Raw genomic sequence first — 20,452 nt, 5'->3', positions numbered from 1 at the left:
GGTCTTCTGTCGGGGGAGTCGGAGGCGATCAGTGGCGATGTTGCCGGGTCACACCTGCGTCGTACTGGGAGGCGATCTGCTGCCAGCCGGCAGCGATCAGGCTTTGCGCGTCCAGGCTGGAAGGCGCGCTGGCGCTGGTGCGGTTGAGCCAGACATCGGCCTGGGCATGTTCCGCGTCAGCCGCCAGCATGAGCAACGAGCCGGCAACCTCCAGCGCCTGGCTGGCACCGAAATAGGCAGGCTCATCACCAGGCAGCAACTGCCACTGGTGGCTACCACGACTGGTCGCGCTGGCATCGGCGGTGAAGGGCGGGAAGCCTTCTTCGGCCAGCTCTTCGGGGCCCAGCAGCGTCTGTTCTTCATCACGGCGGATCTGGATCTCGTCGAAGGCCACGCGCAGGTCGGCGTAGATGCCCTGTTCGGCGGCCGTGAGGTCACGACGGGCATCGATCTGATGGCTCTCGATACTGGTTTCGCTTTCCGTCACGCCATGCCAGGCCACGACCGAGCCGGCTGCCAGCAGAATGGCCAGGCACAGCAACAGCACGTAGAGGGTTTCATGACCGGCACCGGCGGGGCGTACGACCTGAACCGTCATGGGGCCTCGATTTCCGTGTGATCGATTTCCACCACGTGGCCGGGGCCGGCATCGAACAGCACGTAGAACTCGCCTTCAGGACGTTTGAAGGTCATGGTCGAGTCTTCGGCCAGCTTGCCGGGAACCAGGATGCTCTCGTCATAGCCGATCACGTCGAGAGTCACGCCGGCCGCACCGCTGCCATCGGAAAAACCACCGGTGCAGCGGATGTGCTCGGCGTCGATGTCTTCGCACTGGCACATCGGGTTGTGAGCCAGAGCCGCGCTGCTGAGCGCCAGCAGCGCGGTGCCAGCGGTCAGGCGCAGAGTGTGTTTGATCATGGTTTGCCTCCTTGTTGTTTCTTCAGCCAGGCGACGGTGGACGGGGATGCCTGCTCGAGGGGAACGGCGGCCTGGTGCATGGAACCATCCCAGCCCTCCATGGTGATCCACAGTTCGGCATCGGGTTTGGTGCGGGCTGGCAGCGGTACGGTGGCCCCCATGCGGTGAGCGCTACCGAAGAATATGCCACCGGCGGCGCGCAGGCTGCGTGGTTTGCCGATGCGCAGATAGGTGGCCTTGACCTGGTTGGCGCATTCGGCGCACAGCGCGCCATTGAAGGATTTCATGTAGCCCGCGGGGCCATCCAGCTCCGGTGGTGCGGCGCGAAACTCGGCCAGGCGGATCGACCAGGGGCCGACCGCCACCTCGCCGATCATCCGTTCGCCCAGGCCACTGGTGCCGCGGAACAGGGCGACATCGGCGAAATACTTGGGCATGAACGCCAGCGGAATGATCACCAGCAGGATGTTGATGTGGAAGCGCCACTTGTACCAGAGGCGGCTCAGGGTCGAGGCGGGTTGTGCTGCAACGGCCTTGCTCATGCCTTGGCCTCCGCGTTGTCGGTGACGGTTTCACGTACTCGTGCCGGGCGCTTGATTACCTTGGCGGTGGCCTGGGCGGTGCGTTTTGTCCAGATCAGCAGGCCGCTGAGCACCATCATGCTGAGCACCAGGCCGAAGAAGAACCAGATCATCTTGATCCACAGACCGCCGAAATCGCCGGTGTGCAGTGGTCGCATGGATTCGGTGACGAACTCCAGCTTGGAGCGATCCTCCAGCAGGCGCTGGTGCTCGAGTTCACCGGTATAGGGGTTGATCGAGGCGCTCTGGAACATCAGCGGATACCAGCCACGGCCACCGACCGAAATGTGGTCGTAGGCATTGCTCGGCAGGCTGGCGAAGCTCACGTCCAGGCTCGGCACCTTGTCGATGGCAATGCTGGCCGCCTTGTCCAGGCTGATCATCGGGATCGGCTCGCCCGGCTTGACGATTGGCACGTCTTCACGGGCCACCACGGCCGGCACACCGGCAGTGGAGATGGAAATCTGGTTGTCGAACAGGATCGCCTGGATCAGGAACCAGATGCCGGTGATCGAGACCACCGCGATGAACCAGATCGACCAGATGCCGCTCAGGCGGTGGAAGTCGCCCCAGAAAATCCGCGCACCCTGGTTGAAGCGCAGCCTGGGTTTGAAGAAGCCTTTCCAGAACTTCTTGTAGACCACCAGCCCGGTGATCAACGAGAGCAGCATGGGAATGCCCATGATCGACACCAGGTACCAGCCCCAACTGAAACCATTGGTGAACGGCACCAGCCACCAGCCATGCAGGGCACGGGTGAACTGGCGGAAATCGAACTGCGGGCTGACGCCCTGGATGTCCCCGGTATACGGGTTGACGTACAGCGTCGGCGTGCTGCCGTCCGGGTAGGCGACCCGGGCGGTGAGGGCGAAGTGGGATTCATCCGGGCGACTGATGGATTGCACGATGATCTGCGGTTCGGCCTTGTTGATCGCCTCCAGCACTTCGCCGAAGGTCAGCAGCTCGGCATCGCCCGAAGGTTTGCTGGCACGCACGTCCGGGTTGGCCAGCCAGACGATTTCCTGGCTGACCACTGCCAGGGTGCCTGTGACGCAGACGATCAGCACGAAGAACCAGATGGGCAGAGCGAGCCAACTGTGGACGAGAAACCAGATTTTGGAGCGCGACTTCTTGGACATTGAGTATCAGTCTTGTTGAGAGGCCTCGATCGCTGGGCGGCACAGCGAGAAGGGACTCTTTATTAACGAACGAAACCCCGCCTGCCTTGCGGCCTGCGAGGGTGGAAATCCACTGCCGAGCGTAAGTATCGCGCTCTTGTGTGTCGGTTACCTATTAAGACGGATGAGAAGCGTAAAACCCGCAGGCGCAAATGAAAATAATTATTTCAAAGATTCAGATGTATTGGCGGTCTGTTGCCGATAAGCGCGACGCAGCTCTCCCGGTGTCTGCTGCAACCAGCGTTTGAAGGCGCGCTGGAAGGCTTCCGCCGAGGCGAAACCGAGCAGGTAGGCGATCTCACCGAACGACAGTTCGGTGTCCCGTACATAGGCGATGGCCAGATCGCGGCGGGTTTCGTTGACGATGGTGCTGAAGCGTGTGCCTTCCTCGGCCAGGCGCCTGCGCAGCGTCCAGTTCGGTAGCTGCAGGTGTCGGGCGATGTCGTCCATGTCCGGCTCACGGCCATGCAGGCGCGGGCCGAGCAATTGGCTGACCCGCTCGCGCAAGCTGTAGGTGCGGGTCAGGCGCTGCAGCTCCTGCTCACAGAGTTGCAGCAGTTCCTGCCAGGTGCCGGGGCAGTGCTGCGGGTTGCGCAGGTTCAGCGTCTGCTGGCCGAGCCGCAAGCCGTTGAATGCCGCATCGAAGGTGGGTGGGCAGCCGAACTCGGGCTCATAGCGTTCTGCGTAGGTGGGGGCCGCAAACTCCATCTGGACTGCTTCGGCGGTCAGCATTTTGCTGGCGAGCGTAGCCAATTGCTGCAGCCAGCCCGCGAGCACCGAGTCGACCACGAAACGGTTGTAAGCGTTGTAGGGGCCGATCGAATGAAAGCGCAGCCAGGCGCCGCTGCTGTCTTCCAGCAGGCTCGAGCGGCCACGGTAATTGGACGCATACAGCAGTTCGAAGCGGATCAGCGTGCGCGCCGCTTCACGCACCGTTGGCGCCTGGGCGGCGGTAATGCCGGCCAGCCCCAATTGATGCAGGCGGCCGAAGCGACCCATCAGCAAGCCCAGTGCCGGCTCGCCGGTAAGCCGGATGGCGCTGTGGCCCAGGTGCATGTAACGCGGGATGGAGAGCCGGGCACGCGGCTCGGCCAGGCGCGCGGCATCGAAGCCGTAATGTTCCAGCAAGGGCTGCGGTGTGTGGCCCAGGTGATGCACGGCGTCGGCCAGGCTGTAGAGAAAACCTACCGAAAGATCACCCAGGCGAATGCGTGCGGGGTTCATGGGCTGGGTCGAAGCTCGTGGTCGGGCCTGCAGAATATCCCGGCCAGCGATGCCTCGCCAGCTGTCGTGTCATCCATGATCAGTAAGTTGTTATTTAAGGTCATTGAGCGAGGCGCCTGGCTTCACTATCGTCTGTCGCATATCGACCGCTGCCCACGAAGGCTGCGGCATTCCGTGATCAACGCCGATGGATGCATGACCATGACCGCTTACCCGCATTTGCTCGCTCCGCTGGATCTGGGTTTCGTCACCCTGAAAAATCGCACCCTGATGGGCTCCATGCACACAGGGCTGGAGGAGAAGCCCGGCGGTTTCGAGCGCATGGCGGCCTATTTCGCCGAGCGGGCTCGTGGGGGCGTCGGCCTGATGGTCACCGGCGGTATCGCGCCGAACGAGGAGGGTGGTGTATACGCTGGCGCGGCCAAGCTGAACACCCCTGAAGAGGCCGAGAAACATCGCATCGTCACGGCGGCGGTGCATGCGGCCGATGGCCGAATCTGCATGCAGATCCTGCACGCCGGCCGTTACGCCTATAGCCCCAAACAGGTCGCGCCGAGCGCCATTCAGGCGCCGATCAACCCGTTCAGGCCGCGGGAGCTGGATGAAGAGGGCATCGAGAAGCAGATAGCCGATTTCGTCAACTGCGCCGTGCTGGCGCGCCAGGCCGGTTACGACGGCGTGGAAATCATGGGTTCCGAAGGCTACTTCATCAATCAGTTCCTCGCCGCTCACACCAACCATCGCACCGATCGCTGGGGCGGCAGTTATGAAAATCGCATGCGCCTGCCGGTGGAGATCGTGCGCCGCGTGCGCGAGGCGGTTGGCAGCGACTTCATCATCATCTACCGGCTGTCGATGCTCGATCTGGTCGAGGGCGGCAGCGACTGGGACGAGATCGTGTTGCTGGCCAAGGCCATCGAGGCGGCGGGTGCGACCCTGATCAACACCGGCATCGGCTGGCATGAAGCACGCATCCCGACCATCGCCACAAAAGTGCCGCGGGCGGCATTCACCAAGGTCACCGCCAAGCTGCGCGGCGAGGTGAAGATTCCGCTGATCACCACCAACCGCATCAATACCCCGGAGGTGGCCGAGCGCGTGCTGGCCGAGGGCGATGCCAACATGGTGTCCATGGCCCGGCCCTTTCTCGCCGACCCGGAGTTCGTCAACAAGGCGGCAGCTGGCCGTGGCGATGAAATCAATACCTGCATCGGCTGCAACCAGGCGTGCCTCGACCACACCTTTGGCGGCAAGTTGACCAGTTGCCTGGTCAACCCGCGCGCCTGCCACGAAACCGAACTGAACTACACGCCGACCGCCACGGTGAAGTCGATTGCCGTGGTCGGTGCCGGCCCCGCCGGCCTGGCTGCTGCCACGGTGGCGGCCGAGCGCGGGCATCGCGTCACCCTGTTCGATGCTGCGGGAGAAATTGGCGGTCAGTTCAACGTCGCCAAGCGAGTGCCCGGCAAGGAGGAGTTCTTCGAAACGCTGCGTTATTTCAGGCGCAAGCTGGAAACCACTGGCGTCGACCTGCGCCTGAACACCCGGGTGAGTGCGGACGACCTGCTCGCAGCCGGTTTCGATGACGTCATCCTGGCTACCGGTATCGTGCCGCGTACCCCGGCGATTCCTGGGGTGGAGCATGCCAAGGTGATCAGCTACCTGGACGCCATCCTGCAGCGCCAGCCGGTTGGGCAGACGGTTGCGGTGATCGGTGCCGGCGGTATCGGTTTCGATGTCAGCGAATTCATCACCCATGCGGGCGCGGCCACCAGCCTGGATCGTCAGGCGTTCTGGAAGCAGTGGGGTATCGACCCGGCACTGGAGGCCCGTGGCGGGGTCGCCGGTATCCAGGCCGAGATCGAGCCTGCGGCACGTCGGGTATTTCTGCTGCAGCGCAAGAAGAGCAAGGTCGGCGATGGCCTGGGCAAGACCACCGGCTGGATCCATCGTGCCGGCCTGAAGAACAAGCAGGTACAGATGCTCAATAGCGTCGAGTACCTGAACATCGACGACGACGGCCTGCATATTCGGATTGCCGAAGGTGAGCCGCAGGTGTTGCCGGTGGATACGGTGATCCTCTGTGCGGGGCAGGATCCGCTGCGTGAGCTGCAGGACGATCTGCTGGCTGCCGGGCAGGCCGTGCACCTGATCGGAGGTGCCGATGTGGCCGCCGAGCTGGACGCCAAGCGTGCTATCGATCAGGGCTCCCGTCTGGCCGCGGTTCTCTAGGTACCCAGCGTTGCAGACGGCTCTAGCGAGCAGGTCACAGTTCGGCGTTGCCGTTCGTCCCGCGGCTGAATGACTGCCAACCGGGTCACACAGTCGGTGGCGCATTCTCGCCTAGACTTGTCGCGCTGCCGCCTTGTCGCTGCAGCCGACATGCAACCGAGAACCGTCATTCGTCTGGAGAACATCAATGAGCAAGCCGCAACTGGTCGAGGCCGTGATGTTTTTCGCCGAGGACGGCAGCATCGGTAAGCAGATGTTCTACACCGAATTCGAAACGCTGCTCGATGGTCTGGTGAAGATGCCGGTTTTCGCTGACCAGCAGGTTCGTGCCACCTACGTGATGATCAATGCACGCCTGCAGATTCGCTCTGCCGTGTTTTTCTACCTGGATTTCGACGAAAGCGGCGCGCCTGACAGCGGTTGGAACATTCCGCTGCAGCAGATGGCCGAGCGTGCTGGCCGTGGCCCTGATCTGGGTGGCGGGCCGATTCGCCTTGCCTGCCGCAGCCAGTGCCCGGTGTCCTGGCACCAGATGCACCTGTGGGATCCAAGCCTGGTTGCTGGCAAGAATGACCTGGCCCTGCTGCGCGACACCGTCAAGCACAACAGCCTGGGCATCCTGATTCGGGAAGAAGAGGCCAAGACCGTAGCGCCCGAGCGTTTGCAGGTGGCCTCCGAGGAACAGTGGTACGCCGCTGCTCCGTCCCGAGAACTGGCCGAGAAACTTGCCGATAGGTTGTCTCGCGATTACCGGCAGAAGGCCGCGCAGTTGGTCAAGCAGCAGCGTGAGCGTCTTGCCAGCCTGAACCAGGAACATCAGGCCGAACTCGCCCGTGTCGCTGCACACGGCGAAGCGCAAATTGCCGAGATGCAGGGGCAGATCCAGGCGCTGCGGCAGCAGGAAACGCTGAACCAGACCCTCAAGACGCAACTAACCGAGCAACTTGCCGTTCAGCAGCGCGAACATGACGAGATGGCCGTTCGCTTGCGCGAAACAGAGCGGCATGCGCGCACCGAGCGTGAAGCCCTCCGTGAACAGTTCGATGAAGAACTGCGTGCGCGGATCATCGCCACTCAGGCCGCAGCCGAAGAGCAGACTCGGCGTCGTGAAGCGGAGGCCTCGCAACGCGGCGCCTATCAGGTGCTCGAACGTCTGGCTGGGCAGGGCGTGGTGTTCGTGGTGTTCCATCCGGGCGCGGGTCATCTCACCGTGCCGCTGCAGGATGTCGATCGCTACCTGGCCAGCCCGCTGACCTATGCGGCGAGCAAGTGCTTCGTGCCCGAAACCCAATATCGCCAGTGGCTGGAGCACTACCAGCGTCCGCGTTGTGACGGCCTGCAGGCTGACGGCCAACGCTGCGACGTGGCCGTGGAGCGGATCGAAACACCGGGGCGCTTCGTGTTGGGCGACTCCAACTGCTGCATGGTGCACAAGGCGACGGCCCGCCTGCGCACCGTGGGCTGAACTCCGACGCTGCGGTACACTTGCGGGCCATTTCGCCAGGCCTGGTCATGGATTCACTTTCCCTCGCTGCCGTCAGTGACTGGCGCCCCCATGCGCCGTTGCAGCACCTGTCGTTCGATTGGCTGGCGGGCGTCGAGCTGGCGGTATTGCGGCTGGATCTGATCGATCCGCTGATCAGCGGCAACAAGTGGTTCAAGCTCGCGCCGCACCTGCGAATCGCCGCGCAACAGGGTGCTCCCGGCATCATCAGCCTGGGTGGCGCCCATTCCAATCACCTGCACGCATTGGCCGCCGCCGGCCAGCGTTTCTCGTTCGCCACCGTCGGCCTGCTGCGTGGTCAGCCTCAGCGCACGCCAACCGTAGTCGATCTGCAACGCTTCGGCATGGCTGGGCTATGGCGGCTATCGCGAGCGTCATCGGGCGGATTTCTGGGCGCCCTGGCATGAGCGCTATCCCGGGTTTTGCGCAGTGCCCGAGGGCGGTGGTGGTTTGCCGGGTGCCCGGGGCTGTGCGGATCTGCTCGCGCTGGTGGCTGAGCAACTGCCGGCGCTGGGCTGGACGGATTATCACGGTTGGTGGCTGGCAGCCGGTACTGGCACCACCCTGGCCGGGCTGGTGATCGGGGAGGGCGGGCAGCGGGTCGTTCATGGCGCGATGGCAGTGCCGCTCGATCATGGCGTACCGGAGCAGGTGCAGACGTTGCTGGCACAGGCGGGTCTCGCTGATGCGGGGTATCGGCTGTTCGACGCCTGTCGCGGCGGCTTCGCGCGGCAGGATGCCGAGCTACTGGATTTCATGACGCAGTGCGAGATCCAGAGCGGCGTGCCGCTTGAGCCGCTGTATACCGCCAAGGCGCTCATGGCCTTGCGTGAAGCCATTGCTGGTGGCGTGATCGAGGCCGGTACGCGGCTGATATTCGTGCATACCGGTGGATTGCAAGGGCGGCGCGCGGCAGGTTGCTAACGCTGGGCCGGCCAATCGTCGGCGACCAGAAACAGGCGCTGGCGCTCATGCAGATAGCCCGTGGCGTCGGGGCGCAGGTCGACCAGCAGCTGTGCTCCGGCGTGCTCGGGTAACTCGTCCAGCCAAGCCTGCAGGCGAGCGCTCGACCAGCCATCCTCTGGCGGCAGTCTTGCCAGAGCCAGCCATGCGTGGCGCGGCAACGGCTGCCAGCGTGCCTCTGCATTCTCTGCCCGGAACGCTGGCCAATCGCACCGATGCAGCCACTTGCCGCGCAGGTGTTGCGGGTGGGCGTCTTCTGGCAGTGGGCATGCCCGGGCATGGGGATAGTACAGGTAGCCACCGATCCACATGGCCGCCTGGATGGGCTCGCTCGTCAGCGCGTCCAAGGCCAGGCGCGCTTCAGGTTGAGCCGACAAAGGCAACTGGTGAGTGGCGAGATGGTCGAGCTTGATATCCAGGCGGTCATGGCTGCCTGGGCCGATCCATTGTGTCGGGGCGTCTCGGTCAGGCGACGGCTCGCCCAGGTAGAACTTGACGGCCAGTTCCAGGTGATGCACGCCGCCGGCATCACGCAGTAGCAGATCCAGCTCGCCAAGTGTATGACCGCCCTGGCGGATCGGCAGGTTGGCGGCCAGGATCTCGACCCCGGGCGCAGCCTGTAGGGCGAACTGCCAGAGGCGTTCATAGTAGAGCCCCAGGCGGCGTACCGAGCTGCGCGACAGCCAGGCTTGCAGGGACGCGGGCTCCTTGTCCTGGCGCAGCAGCCAGTCCGCCAGCAGACCCGGATCGGCAGCCCATGGGCTGTCTGACAGCGGATGACGCTGCTGCCAGGGCGTACGGGCGAGCAGGGGCGGCGACAGCAGCGTCCAGGCCAGATCCCGCACCGCTGGCTGGGTGAGGCGCTGAGGCAGATCGGCGAGGCTGTCAAAAGGGTTCATCGTTGCAGGATAGGGGCTTTTGTTCGATTGGCGCGAGGATTGCGCGAAGGTTTGCTGCTGCGGCGGGCTTTCACCCATAATCGGGCCATTAGAGCCAGAGCGTCGCGGGAGCCCCATGGAGCATTTTCGTAATATCGGCATCATCGGTCGCCTGGGCAGTACCCAGGTGCTCGACACCATCCGCCGGCTGAAGAAGTTTTTGCTCGAACGCCAGCTGCACGTGATTCTCGAGGACACCATCGCCGAAGTTCTACCCGGCCACGGCCTGCAGACGTCTGCCCGCAAGCACCTGGGCGAGTTCTGCGATCTGGTGATCGTGGTTGGCGGCGACGGCAGCATGCTTGGCGCCGGCCGCGCCCTGGCCCGGCACAAGGTGCCGGTGCTCGGTATCAACCGCGGCAACCTGGGCTTTCTCACCGATATTCGCCCGGACGAGCTGGAATCCAAGGTCGCCGAGGTACTGGAAGGCAACTACCTCACCGAGAACCGTTTTCTGCTCGAGACCGAAGTGCGCCGCCATTCCGAGGCGATCGGCCAGGGCGATGCGCTCAACGACGTGGTGCTGCACCCGGGCAAGTCCAACCGGATGATCGAGTTCGAGCTGTATATCGACGGCCAGTTCGTCTGTAGCCAGAAGGCCGATGGGCTGATCGTCGCCACGCCGACCGGCTCCACGGCTTATGCGCTGTCGGCGGGCGGGCCGATCATGCACCCCAAGCTGGATGCCATCGTCATCGTGCCGATGTACCCGCACACGCTGTCCAGCCGGCCCATCGTGGTGGACGGCAACAGTGAACTGAAGATCGTCGTATCCAAGGATCTGCAGCTCTATCCGCAGGTGTCGTGCGACGGCCAGAACCACTTCACCTGCGCCCCTGGCGACACCATCACGGTGCGCAAGAAATCGCAGAAGCTGTGCCTGATTCACCCACTGAATCACAACTACTACGAGATCTGCCGAACCAAGCTGGGATGGGGTAGCCGACTCGGCGGCGGGGGCGACTGATGCAGCTCGACCCGTCTCGCGGTTACGACCTGATCGGTGACATCCATGGCTGCGCCAATACCCTGGTGCATCTGCTCGAGCGCCTGGGGTATCGCCGTCAGAACGGAGTCTGGCGCCACCCGCAGCGTATGGCGATCTTCCTTGGCGACCTGATCGATCGCGGCCCGCGTATTCGCGAGTCGGTGCACCTGGTGCACGACATGGTGCGGGCTGGCGAAGCGCTGTGCATCATGGGCAATCACGAGTTCAACGCGCTCGGCTGGATGACCCCGGCGCCTCCGGGCTGCGGCCGCCAGCACGTGCGTGAGCACAGCCCGCGGCACGGGCGGCTGATCGGCGAAACCCTGAGGCAGTTCGAGCCGTACCCTGACGAGTGGCGCGACTTCCTGGCCTGGTTCTACGAGTTGCCGCTGTTTCTCGACGCTGGCCATTTCCGCGTGGTGCACGCCTGCTGGGACGAGGGGATGATCGCACCGCTGCGCCAGCAGTTCCCGGACGGCTGCATCGACGAGCACTTTCTGCAGGCTTCGGCAGTACCCGGCAGTTACGCCTGTACCGTGCTCGACCGCTTGCTGCGCGGCACCGATATGCGCTTGCCCGATGGCCTGACCATGACCAGTGGCGATGGCTTCACTCGGTCGTTCTTCCGCACCAAATTCTGGGAAGACAACCCGCAGACCTACGGCGACATACAGTTCCAGCCCGACCCCTTGCCCGCTCCGGTGGCGCAGATGCCACTCAATGAAATGCAGAAGACCGAATTGTTGAAGTACGGGCCGGAACAGCCGCTGTTGTTCGTGGGCCACTATTGGCGCAGAGGCATCCCGGCACCGATCCGTCCGAACCTGGCCTGCCTCGATTACAGCGCAGTGATGTACGGCAAGCTGGTGGCCTACCGCCTGGATCAGGAAACCCGCCTGGATCCTCGCAAGTTCGTCTGGGTCGACGTAGATAAACCAGAGGCTCCGCGATGAGCGCGGTGATCGCCTTGCGCGTGCCGCTCGATGAGGATCTGGCGCCTTTCATCGCGCTGCTGCGCAACCTGGGTGTCGCTCATCGTGTGGCGGAACAGGCCAACGAGCAGGTGCTCTGGGTGCCTGATGAACAGGTCGCTGGTCAGGTACGCGAACTGTATGTCCGCGTCCCCCAGGGTGATTCAAATTTACAGCCGATGCGCGTTCAAACAGCGCGCGAGCGCCCTGGTTTTCTCTCCCAGGCGAAACGCAGCCCGCTGACGCTGATCGTGCTGGCGCTGACCCTGCTGGTTGCGCTGCTGACCTGGGGCGGTGAAAACTACGATACGGTGCGCTGGCTGAGCTTCGTCGACTTCCATATCGATGGCCAGTACATCTATTTCGGCTCCTTCGCCCAGGTCGTCGACAGTGGTCAGTGGTGGCGTGTGCTCACCCCGATGCTGCTGCATTTCGGCTTGTTGCACCTGGCCATGAACAGCCTGTGGTACTGGGAGCTGGGGCGGCGCATCGAGGCGCGCCAGGGGGCTTTGATGTTGCTGCTCCTGACCCTGTGGTTCGGTCTGGCGGCCAACGTGGCTCAATATGTCTATGGCGGGCCGGCCTTGTTCGGCGGTTTGTCCGGCGTGCTCTACGGCTTGCTCGGGCATTGCTGGCTGTTCCAGTGGCTGGCGCCGAATACCGCTTACCGGCTGCCGCGCGGCGTACTGGTGAGCATGCTGATCTGGCTGTTGATCTGCATGACCGGTGTTTTCGAGCTGCTGCAGTTCGGCGCCATCGCCAATGCCGCCCATGTCGGCGGGCTGGTTGCGGGGTGCGTCACGGGAGCTATTGGCGGTCTGCTGGCGCGGCGTTTACAACACAGCTGATCCACCGCTGCCGCCTCGGCTTGGCGGTCGAGATAGGGTAGAATCAGGGCTTTCCCAGCCCTGGAGCCAGCCATGTCCTCCTTCGTCGAACTGATCCGCAACATCACCCCGGACGTGTATGAAAGCCTCAAGCTGGCCGTGGAGATCGGCAAGTGGCCGGACGGCCGCAAGCTGACCCAGGAACAGAAGGAGCTGAGCCTGCAGGCGATGATCGCCTGGGAGGTGCAGAACCTGCCCGAGGATCAGCGTACCGGCTACATGGGCGCCTCCGAGTGTGCCTCGAAATCCGAGCCGATCCCCAACATCCTCTACAAGTCTTCGGAAACCCTGCACTGATGCTTGAAGTAGCCCGTGGCGCCCTGAGCAAGATGGCCACCCAGCTCGATGCGCCAGTGCAGTATGCGTTTCGCCTGGGCGACGAGCAGGTCGCCGTCAACCCGATGATTGGCAAGACCGTGCGCCTGGAATACCTGGGCGCGATTCATTGCAGCCATTGCGGGCGCAAGACCAAGACCAGTTTCAGCCAGGGTTATTGCTACCCCTGCATGCAGAAGCTCGCCCAGTGCGACCTGTGCATCATGAGCCCGGAGCGCTGCCACTACGACGCCGGCACCTGCCGCGACCCTGCTTGGGGCGAGCAGTTCTGCATGACCGATCATGTGGTCTACCTGGCCAACTCCTCGGGTATCAAGGTGGGCATCACCCGCGCCACGCAGATACCCACGCGCTGGATCGACCAGGGCGCAACCCAGGCGCTGCCGATCATGCGTGTCGCGACTCGCCAGCAATCCGGTTTCGTCGAAGACCTGCTGCGTACCCAGGTGGCGGACAAGACCAACTGGCGCGCATTGCTCAAAGGCGACGCGACGCCGGTCGATCTGCTCAGCGTACGCGAACGGATTTTCGACGCCTGCGCCGAAGGCATGACGGCGTTGCAGCAGCGTTTCGGCCTGCAGGCCGTGCAGCCGCTGAATGACCAGCCGGTGGTTGAGATCCGTTACCCGATCGAGGGCTACCCGGCCAAGATCACCAGCTTCAACCTGGACAAGAATCCTGTCGCGGAAGGTACGCTGCTTGGCATCAAGGGGCAGTACCTGATGTTCGATACCGGCGTGATCAACATCCGCAAGTACACCGCTTACCAATTAGCCATAAGCTGCAAGCTTCAAGCTGCAAGCTGATGGAAACCCGACTTGCAGCTTGAAGCTTGAGGCTTGAGGCTGCCTCGAAGAGGCTCTCCCATGCGCACCGAGCAATCGAAGACCATCTACCTGAAGGACTATCAGGCTCCGGATTACCTGATCGACGAAACCCATCTGACCTTCGAACTGTTCGAGGATCACACCCTGGTGCACGCCCAGTTGGTGATGCGCCGTAATCCGGCGCTATCTGCGGATCTGCCAGCGCTGACCCTCGACGGTCAGCAACTGGAGCTGCTCGAACTAAAGCTGGATGATCGTGAGCTGACCGCTGCCGATTACACGCTCACCGACTGCCACCTGACCCTGCAGCCGACCCAGGCCAGCTTCGTCATCGACAGCAGCGTGCGTATCCACCCGGAAAGCAATACCGCGCTGGAAGGCCTGTACAAATCCAGCGGCATGTTCTGCACCCAGTGCGAGGCCGAGGGCTTTCGCAAGATCACCTACTACCTCGACCGCCCGGATGTGATGAGCAAGTTCACCACCACCCTGAGCGCCGAGCAGCACAGCTACCCGGTGCTGCTCTCCAACGGCAACCCGATTGCCAGCGGCAGCGAGGAGGGCGGCCGCCACTGGGCGACCTGGGAAGATCCGTTCATGAAGCCGGCCTACCTGTTCGCGCTGGTTGCAGGTGATCTGTGGTGCGTGGAAGACAAGTTCACCACCCTGAGCAGCCGCGACGTGACCCTGCGCATCTACGTCGAGCCGGAGAACATCGACAAGGTGCAGCACGCCATGGACAGCCTGAAGAAGTCCATGAAATGGGACGAGGAGGTCTATGGGCGTGAGTACGACCTGGACATCTTCATGATCGTCGCGGTCAACGATTTCAACATGGGCGCCATGGAGAACAAGGGCCTCAACATCTTCAATTCCAGCTGCGTGCTGGCCCGTGCCGAAACCGCTACCGATGCGGCGCACCAGCGCGTCGAGGCGGTGGTCGCCCACGAGTATTTCCACAACTGGTCCGGTAACCGGGTGACCTGCCGCGACTGGTTCCAGCTGTCGCTCAAGGAAGGCTTCACCGTGTTCCGCGATGCCGAGTTCAGCGCCGACATGAACTCGCGCACGGTCAAGCGCATCGAGGACGTGGCCTACCTGCGTACCCACCAGTTCGCCGAAGACGCCGGCCCCATGGCCCACCCGGTGCGCCCGGATGCGTACATGGAAATCTCCAACTTCTACACCCTGACCATCTACGAGAAGGGTTCCGAAGTGCTGCGCATGATCCACACCCTGCTCGGCAATGAAGCCTTCCGCAAGGGCTCGGATCTGTACTTCGAGCGCCACGACGGCCAGGCCGTGACCTGCGACGATTTCGTCAAGGCCATGGAAGACGCCAGCGGCATCGACCTGACCCAGTTCAAGCGCTGGTACACCCAGGCCGGCACGCCGCGCCTGGCGGTCAGCGAGGCCTTCGATGCCGTCGCCAAGACCTATACCCTGAACTTTACCCAGAGCTGCCCGGTGACGCCGGGGCAGAGCGACAAGCTGCCCTTCGTGATTCCGGTGGAGCTGGGGCTGCTGGATGCCCGGGGCAACGACCTGCCGTTGCGCCTGCAGGGCGAGGCCGCTGCCAGTGGTACCAGCCGCGTGCTGTCGGTGACCGAGGCGCAGCAGTCGTTCACCTTCGTCGATATCGCCGAGCAGCCGCTGCCGTCGCTGCTGCGTGGCTTCAGCGCGCCGGTCAAGCTGAGCTTTCCCTATGACCGCGACCAGTTGATGTTCCTCATGCAGCACGACAGCGACGGCTTCAACCGCTGGGAAGCGGGGCAGCAGTTGTCCGTGCAGGTGCTGCAGGAACTGATCGGCCAGCACCAGCGCGGTGAACAGTTGGTGCTCGATCAACGCCTGGTCACCGCGCTGCGTACCCTGCTGCAGGATGAATCGCTGGATCAGGCGATGGTCGCCGAGATGCTGTCGCTGCCGGGCGAGGCCTATCTCACCGAGATCAGCGAGGTGGCCGATGTCGACGCTATCCACAACGCCCGAGAATTTGCCCGCCAGCAACTGGCCGAGGCGCTGTTCGAGCCGCTGTGGCAGCGTTATCAGGCCAACCGCGAGCTGTCGCGCAACACTGCCTACGTCGCCGAGGCCGAGCATTTCGCGCGCCGTAGTCTGCAGAACATTGCGTTGTCCTACCTGATGCTGACCGGCAAACCGCAGGTACTGGCGGCGACCCTGGAGCAGTACGAGGCGTGCGACAACATGACCGAGCGCCTGACCGCCCTGGCGGTACTGGTCGGATCAAAGTTCGAGGTCGAGCGCGGCAAGGCCCTGGAAGCTTTCGCCGAGCACTTCAAGGATAACGCCCTGGTCATGGATCAGTGGTTCAGCGTGCAGGCGGCCAGCACCTTGCCGGGTGGCCTCGCACGTGTACGGGGGCTGATGGAGCACCCGGCGTTCACCCTGAAGAACCCGAACAAGGTGCGTGCACTGATCGGCGCATTCGCTGGGCAGAACCTGGTGAACTTCCACGCGGCCGATGGCAGCGGCTATCGCTTCCTGGCCGATCAGGTGATCGTGCTCAACGCCCTCAACCCGCAGATCGCCTCGCGCCTGCTGGCGCCGCTGACCCGCTGGCGCAAATACGGCAGCGAGCGTCAGGCACTGATGAAGGCGGAGCTGGAGCGGATTCTCGCTTCCGGAGAGCTGTCGGCCGATGTTTACGAGGTGGTGAGCAAGAGTCTGGCTTGAGCAATCGGGCAGCATCCCGGTAGGAGCGTCGCCCTCGGCGCGAAGCGATAGCGGCCTTGACGCGTTACTGCGTTGCCCGCGCGATTCGCCCCGGGGCGGGGCTCCTACAAGATCGATGTGTCCGCAGGATGCGATGTCTGGCTCCAGTCGGGTAGGAGCGTCGTCCCGGCGCGAAGCGATAGCGGCCTTGCCGCGCCTGCTCGAATCACCGCAGTGGCGGGATTCATCCGACTGCTGGCCCTCGATCCCTATGAATGTGGATTCTACGCAACCTGCGGAAACTTCCTCAAAGCTTGAAAAGTCCGCTCTAGAGCGGTTTGACTTGATTTCACCCGCATCATCGGGCCGAATGTTACCGTTCGTTCCCGCAGTAACGTTTTTTCGTTACCTGTTGGAATCAAAAGTTACTTCCTTATCAGTCGACACACTTAATATCGCGCGCTGCCGGTTGACGAGTGCGTGCGGCTGTGTGCGCTTTGCACCGTTCTCTGGGGAGGGAGCCGGTTTAATGGGCAGTAATCGACAACTATTGATCAGTGGACGATCAGTCATAAAAGGACGGTACGGAGCTGCTCTGGAAAAGCGCTTTCGGCTAATACGATCGTTTGAATTGGCACCAAGGTTGCACTGCAAAAGGTAGTGATGCCAGCCAGTTCAGCGTAATGACAGGGCACCCCGCAGGGGTGTCCGCCAGGCCCTCCGAAAAATGGGCCGGATAATAACGACTGTCTGTCAGCGGAGTAGAGATTCAATGCGTATCAAGTCCTTTGAGCCGGCCTTGCGCCTGATGCCGGCGAAGGCGGGCTATGCCCTGGCCAGTGTGTTACCGCTGCTGGTCGCCGTACCCGTGCAAGCGGTGGAGTTCAGCTTCGCCGACAACGAAATCAGTGGCTCGCTCGACACCACGCTGTCTTACGGGCAATTGTGGCGCGTGCAGGGGCAGAGCAAGAACAACGATGACGTCAACGTCAATGACGGCAATCGTAATTTCGACACCGGGCTGGTTTCCGAAGTATTGAAGATCACCTCTGATCTGGAAATGAATTACCAGAACTACGGCTTCTTCGTGCGTGGCACGGCGTTCTACGACACGCAGATCATGGACAGGCGCAACGACTTCAACAGCGGCGACAGGCCCGCTCAGCCGAGCCAGAACTTCCCCCGTGATGACAGCTTCACCCGCGACACTCGGCACTCGGCCGGGCGTAATGCGCAGATTCTCGACGCCTATGTGTACGGCAACTGGGATGTCGCCGAGCGACCGCTCAGCGCGCGCCTGGGGCGGCAGGTGTTCAACTGGGGCGAGGGGGTGTTCTACCGCGGTGGTGTGAACACCAGTAATCCGGTGGACGGCGCGCGCTTCCGTCTGCCAGGTTCGGAAATCAAGGAAGTGCTGATCCCCGTCGAGGCGGTCAGTTTCAATATCGGCCTGACCGACAACCTGTCGATGGAAGCCTTCTACCAGTTCAACTGGAAAGAAACCGCCATCGATCCGGTGGGCAGCTACTTCTCCGAGACCGATCTGTTCGCCGAAGGTGGGAGTACGGCTTACTCCAGGATGCCGGCTTTGGGGAGTCCCGCTTTTCGGGGTAATTACGCCGGGTTGAGTGCCCTGGGTGTTGGTGGATTACAGGGCAACAGTTATCTCGATAACAATGGTTATTTCAAGGTCGCCACTATCGGCTCCGACCTGAACGCCAAGGACGATGGCCAGTTTGGCGTAGCGTTCCGCTATATCGCCGAGCAACTGAACTCCACGGAGTTCGGCTTCTATTTCGTCAATTACCACGCCAAAGAGCCAACGGTTCATGCCGATCTGGAAGGGTTCACCGGACTGGATCTGGACGCCATTACGAATGTCGCCAGCAGTAGCGGCTTCGCCGATTACGCTTCTCTGGTAAATGCGGCAGGTTCTGGCAGCGTGGCCGCGCAGACACTCTTGGGACTCGTCAACGGCGTCGCGACCGTCGATACCGCCAACCGGGTCAATGCCCGCCGCGAGTACGTCGAAGATATCCGCATGTATGGCTTCAGCTTCAATACCACCCTGGGCAATGCCTCGGTATTCGGTGAGCTGTCGTATCGGCCGAACCTGCCGATCGGCATCGCCGCGACCAACGATCTGCTCGGCGATCTGCTGCGTCAGGCACCCCAGCTGGTGCAGGGGCAGCTGGTGAACATCGGTGGCAGCAACCTGCAGCTTGGCGATGAAATTCATAACTACGAGCGCGTCGAGGCCTACAACGCGTCGCTGGGGACGATCTACAACTTCGGCCCGTCGCTGGGCTTCGATGCCTTGACCGGCGTGGCCGAGCTGGCCTCCGAGCATTTGCGCGGCAGCGACCTGAAGTACACCGCTTACGACGGTTCGACCCGCTACTACGCCGGGCGTGGTGATTCGTCCTACGCCTTTGGCTATGGCCGCAGCTACCAGGTCAACAAGAATGCCTATGGATACACCCTGGTGTTGTCCGGCACCTGGAACGATGTGATTGCCGGAGTCAACCTGTCGCCCTTCGTCGTCTACAAGGACGACTTCGAGGGCAACTCCTATCAGACCGGCAATTTCATCGAAGGCCGCAAGGCGTACACCCTGGGCATGCGAGCCAGCTACATGAACAGCCTGGAAGCCGAACTGCAGTACACCGAGTTTTCCGGTGGCGGTAACAACAACGCCGTGCGCGACCGCGACAATATCGGCGCCAACGTCAAATACTCCTTCTGATCACGGAGAAACAGGATGCTGAACATCAAAGGCGTTGCAGTCGCGCTGGTTCTGCTGGCCGGCAACAGTCTGGCGGCGGTCTCGCCTCAGGAAGCGGCCAGGCTGGGTACCAGCCTGACACCGCTTGGCGGCGAAAAGGCCGGCAACGCAGCGGGCAGCATTCCGGCGTGGACAGGCGGCCTCACCCAGGCGCCGGCCGGTTACCAGGGCTCGGGCAAGCACCATGTCGATCCTTTCGCTGACGACAAGCCGCTGTTCACCATCACCAAGGCCAACCTGCAGCAGTACCGGGACAACCTGACCCCTGGGCAGATCGCGCTGTTCGAGGCCTACCCGGACAGCTACCAGATGCCGGTGTACGCCAGCCGCCGCACCGGTTCGGCGCCGCAGTGGGTCTACGACAACACCGCGAAGAACGCCGTCAGCGCCAAGCTGCTCGACGGAGGCAACGGTTTTGCCGATGCCTATGGCGGCATTCCGTTCCCGATCCCGCAGAGCGGGGTCGAGGCGTTGTGGAACCATATCGCCCGTTACCGCGGTACCTACATCGTGCGACGCGCCTCGGAAGTGGCGGTACAGCGCAACGGTTCCTACTCGTTGGTCACCTCGCAGCAGGAGGCGATGTTCAAGTTCTACGACCCCAAGGGCAGCTACGCCAACCTGAACAACATCCTGTTCTACTACCTGTCCTTCACCCGCAGCCCGGCACGCCTGGCCGGTGGCGCGGTGCTGGTTCACGAGACCCTGGATCAGGTCAAGGAGGCGCGTCAGGCCTGGGGTTACAACGCCGGCCAGCGTCGGGTGCGCCGTGCGCCGAACCTCGCCTACGACACGCCGATCTCCGCAGCCGATGGCCTGCGTACCGCCGACGACACCGACATGTTCAACGGCGCCCCGGATCGTTACGACTGGAAGCTGGTCGGCAAGAAGGAAATCTACATTCCCTACAACAACTACAAGGTCACCAGCCCGCAGGTCAAATACAGGGATCTGCTGCAGGTCGGTCACCTCAATCCCGCCTTCACCCGCAACGAGTTGCACCGGGTGTGGGTCGTGGAGGGCACGCTCAAACCCGGCGCCCGGCATATCTACTCCAAACGCACCCTGTACCTCGACGAGGACAGCTGGCAAGCCGCCGTGGTCGATCAGTACGATGGCCGCGGTGAATTGTGGCGCGTGTCTCTGGCGTATCTGAAGAACTACTACGAACTGCCGACTACCTGGTCTGCGCTGGACGTATTCCACGATCTCCAGGCCCGCCGTTACCACGTGCAGAATCTGGACAACGAGGAAGCCAATACCATCGACTTCAGCCAGCCGATCGCCGGCGACGGCTATTTCACGCCGGCTGCGCTGCGTCGCCGAGGGACTCGCTGAACCGATGGCGCACAAGCCGCGTGGCTGTCATTCGCGCGGTCGATAACACGGGCTTTTTCTTACAAAACAACGGATCGTGGTGGCTACCAAGATCCACAAAGGCCGA

16 protein-coding genes and 1 pseudogene are annotated in these 20,452 nt (G+C 62.7%); 11 read left to right on the top strand and 6 right to left on the bottom strand.

Annotated features, from left to right (window positions below):
• Nucleotides 1-28: 28 nt before the first annotated feature.
• The 5 genes from DNK10_RS15130 to DNK10_RS15110 all read right to left on the bottom strand — a co-directional run bounded on the left by DNK10_RS15130 (nucleotide 29) and on the right by DNK10_RS15110 (nucleotide 3,901).
• Nucleotides 29-598 carry a DUF6162 family protein gene (locus DNK10_RS15130; RefSeq protein ID WP_131192128.1) on the bottom strand — a complete coding sequence of 190 codons (570 nt, stop codon included), beginning with the start codon at nucleotides 596-598 and terminating at the stop codon, nucleotides 29-31.
• Nucleotides 595-918 (bottom strand): hypothetical protein, encoded by a 324-nt coding sequence (locus DNK10_RS15125; RefSeq protein WP_131179170.1) that lies wholly within the window; start codon nucleotides 916-918, stop codon nucleotides 595-597. The genes DNK10_RS15130 and DNK10_RS15125 overlap by 4 nt, the downstream gene beginning before the upstream one ends.
• On the bottom strand, nucleotides 915-1,460 hold the full coding sequence (locus DNK10_RS15120) for a thiamine pyrophosphate-binding protein (protein ID WP_131192127.1): 546 nt from the start codon (nucleotides 1,458-1,460) through the stop codon (nucleotides 915-917). The genes DNK10_RS15125 and DNK10_RS15120 overlap by 4 nt, the downstream gene beginning before the upstream one ends.
• Entirely contained in the window at nucleotides 1,457-2,638 is a 1,182-nt protein-coding gene (locus DNK10_RS15115; RefSeq protein WP_131179168.1) for a PepSY-associated TM helix domain-containing protein, read from the bottom strand. Before DNK10_RS15115 ends, DNK10_RS15120 begins: the two co-directional genes overlap by 4 nt.
• A gap of 201 nt (nucleotides 2,639-2,839) precedes the next feature.
• Entirely contained in the window at nucleotides 2,840-3,901 is a 1,062-nt protein-coding gene (locus DNK10_RS15110) for an AraC family transcriptional regulator (RefSeq protein WP_131192126.1), read from the bottom strand.
• A 195-nt stretch (nucleotides 3,902-4,096) separates the two neighbouring features.
• On the opposite strand from DNK10_RS15110, the gene DNK10_RS15105 reads away from it, so the two are divergent.
• The 3 genes and pseudogenes from DNK10_RS15105 to DNK10_RS15095 all read left to right on the top strand — a co-directional run bounded on the left by DNK10_RS15105 (nucleotide 4,097) and on the right by DNK10_RS15095 (nucleotide 8,561).
• The gene (locus DNK10_RS15105) at nucleotides 4,097-6,133 is read left to right on the top strand and encodes an oxidoreductase (protein ID WP_425273856.1); all 2,037 of its coding nucleotides are present in this window, start codon (nucleotides 4,097-4,099) and stop codon (nucleotides 6,131-6,133) included.
• Between the two features lie 187 nt (nucleotides 6,134-6,320).
• On the top strand, nucleotides 6,321-7,598 hold the full coding sequence (locus DNK10_RS15100) for a chromosome partitioning protein ParA (protein WP_131192124.1): 1,278 nt from the start codon (nucleotides 6,321-6,323) through the stop codon (nucleotides 7,596-7,598).
• A 47-nt stretch (nucleotides 7,599-7,645) separates the two neighbouring features.
• Nucleotides 7,646-8,561: pseudogene (locus DNK10_RS15095) on the top strand (1-aminocyclopropane-1-carboxylate deaminase/D-cysteine desulfhydrase).
• Here the strand turns inward: DNK10_RS15095 and DNK10_RS15090 are convergent.
• Nucleotides 8,558-9,499 carry a DUF1853 family protein gene (locus DNK10_RS15090; protein WP_131192123.1) on the bottom strand — a complete coding sequence of 314 codons (942 nt, stop codon included), beginning with the start codon at nucleotides 9,497-9,499 and terminating at the stop codon, nucleotides 8,558-8,560. The pseudogene DNK10_RS15095 and the gene DNK10_RS15090 overlap by 4 nt on opposite strands.
• Nucleotides 9,500-9,614: 115 nt before the next feature.
• Between DNK10_RS15090 and DNK10_RS15085 the strand changes: the two genes are divergently transcribed.
• From DNK10_RS15085 to DNK10_RS15050, 8 genes are all read left to right on the top strand, one after another.
• On the top strand, nucleotides 9,615-10,505 hold the full coding sequence (locus DNK10_RS15085) for an NAD(+) kinase (RefSeq protein ID WP_131179161.1): 891 nt from the start codon (nucleotides 9,615-9,617) through the stop codon (nucleotides 10,503-10,505).
• Nucleotides 10,505-11,479 carry a metallophosphoesterase gene (locus DNK10_RS15080; RefSeq protein ID WP_131192122.1) on the top strand — a complete coding sequence of 325 codons (975 nt, stop codon included), beginning with the start codon at nucleotides 10,505-10,507 and terminating at the stop codon, nucleotides 11,477-11,479. The genes DNK10_RS15085 and DNK10_RS15080 overlap by 1 nt, the downstream gene beginning before the upstream one ends.
• A complete protein-coding gene (locus DNK10_RS15075) occupies nucleotides 11,476-12,345 on the top strand; it encodes a rhomboid family intramembrane serine protease (RefSeq protein ID WP_131192121.1) in 870 nt (289 codons plus the stop codon). Before DNK10_RS15080 ends, DNK10_RS15075 begins: the two co-directional genes overlap by 4 nt.
• 72 nt (nucleotides 12,346-12,417) lie before the next feature.
• On the top strand, nucleotides 12,418-12,681 hold the full coding sequence (locus DNK10_RS15070) for a YeaC family protein (RefSeq protein ID WP_131192120.1): 264 nt from the start codon (nucleotides 12,418-12,420) through the stop codon (nucleotides 12,679-12,681).
• Nucleotides 12,681-13,526, top strand: a complete 846-nt coding sequence (locus DNK10_RS15065; RefSeq protein ID WP_131192119.1) for a DUF2797 domain-containing protein — start codon at nucleotides 12,681-12,683, stop codon at nucleotides 13,524-13,526. Before DNK10_RS15070 ends, DNK10_RS15065 begins: the two co-directional genes overlap by 1 nt.
• Nucleotides 13,527-13,586: 60 nt before the next feature.
• Entirely contained in the window at nucleotides 13,587-16,244 is a 2,658-nt protein-coding gene (pepN, locus tag DNK10_RS15060; RefSeq protein ID WP_131192118.1) for an aminopeptidase N, read from the top strand.
• A gap of 751 nt (nucleotides 16,245-16,995) precedes the next feature.
• Nucleotides 16,996-18,969: a DUF1302 domain-containing protein gene (locus tag DNK10_RS15055; protein WP_131192117.1), complete on the top strand. Its 1,974-nt coding sequence runs from the start codon at nucleotides 16,996-16,998 to the stop codon at nucleotides 18,967-18,969.
• A gap of 15 nt (nucleotides 18,970-18,984) precedes the next feature.
• Entirely contained in the window at nucleotides 18,985-20,346 is a 1,362-nt protein-coding gene (locus tag DNK10_RS15050) for a DUF1329 domain-containing protein (RefSeq protein ID WP_131192116.1), read from the top strand.
• Nucleotides 20,347-20,452 lie beyond the last annotated feature (106 nt).

The sequence above is a fragment of the Phytopseudomonas daroniae genome, assembly GCF_004327275.1.
In the GTDB taxonomy this organism is placed as follows: Bacteria; Pseudomonadota; Gammaproteobacteria; order Pseudomonadales; family Pseudomonadaceae; genus Aquipseudomonas; species Aquipseudomonas daroniae.
This window is presented reverse-complemented; position numbering and strand designations above follow the sequence as displayed.